General features: G+C 48.1%; 1 protein-coding gene and 1 pseudogene. One reads left to right on the forward strand and one right to left on the reverse strand.

Annotation, left to right across the window (positions count from 1 at the left end; all coding sequences use genetic code 11):
• A partial coding sequence (locus J5224_RS28930; protein ID WP_264628532.1) for a hypothetical protein occupies positions 1-402 on the reverse strand: 402 nt, incomplete at its 3' end.
• Between the two features lie 315 nt (positions 403-717).
• On the opposite strand from J5224_RS28930, the pseudogene J5224_RS28935 reads away from it, so the two are divergent.
• A pseudogene (locus tag J5224_RS28935) lies at positions 718-1,183 on the forward strand (IS630 family transposase); the annotation flags it as partial.

Here is a 1,183-nt window from a genome sequence, read left to right on the forward strand (position 1 = left end):
TGATTCGTATAGAGAGATAAAAGCATCGATTGTTGCATCGCTAACTTGTGAGAATGCTTGCATTGCAGCGATCAGATATGTCTCGTCATTCCATCGCTCCTTGTAGATGAGCGCCAGCGCAATAAGACCGATCCTTGAGTGGGTTTGGCGCACGGTCTCCAAGATACCGTAGAAGCAGTTTGAATATGTTTCACTCTTGGAAATCTTAGAAAGTAGCTCCTCATCAATCTCCGCATCTGATATAAATTTCTCGAATCGCTTCTGGAGTTGTGTATCGTAGAAGTGCTGGATGAATCTAGCTACTAATCCGACTCCGGGAATGCCAACATCTTTAGCTAGTCCAGCAACGTCACTACCTACCTGGACGATTTCCTTGCCCCATTCAATATTCTTGTTTTCCATGTGCGGCACCATCTCAGCTAAAGTCCAACTTTCGGATGAATTGTTAGGTGATGTACTTGTCTCGCCCTAGATTAGAATAAAACAAGGTTAGCAACGTTCACTTCTGGCTCTTGGTGCTCATAGGGCTTTTGCAGCTTCGAGCGTGGTGTGGACAAGAGGTCTCCCTTACCTGCATGCCTTTATGTGATTTCGGCTAATATTCACATCTGCTAGCTAAATAACTGTTCCGAATAGCAGATCACTTTGAGGGAACTCAGCCCGGATGTTTCGATCTGATCAATCGCAAACCAACCCTATCACCAACCTGACTAAGCGATGCCGATTATAGCACCAATACCCCGTAGTGAACGATGCCTGATGCATAAAACCATTCACAATACCCACGATAAGAATCGCGCCCGCAGGCTTATCGCTATGCTGATGTCGCACCGGGGTGAACGCGTCAGCGTTGTGGCCAGAGCGCCCTGCTGCGCCCGTTCTTACGTCGAGCTCTGGATTAACTGGTTTACACTTTATAGCTTTGACAGGCTTGAATCCCTGCCAGCAGGGAGAAGACGACGCTGGCTATTTGAACAGATATACAACCTGCTGAAGCGACTTGTTGCACGAAGTCCCGGCGACTTTGGTTATCAGAGATCACACAGAAGTACAGAGTTCCTGGTGGTAAAATCAACCAGATAACCGGCTGTTATCTGCATCCCTCTACTGGCGCAACTGGTTACCAGCGGCAGGACTGGTCTCGCGCAGAGCCGCACCCACACTGCGTAACAGTGATCAGCAT

The organism is Candidatus Symbiopectobacterium sp. NZEC135 (genome assembly GCF_025962695.1).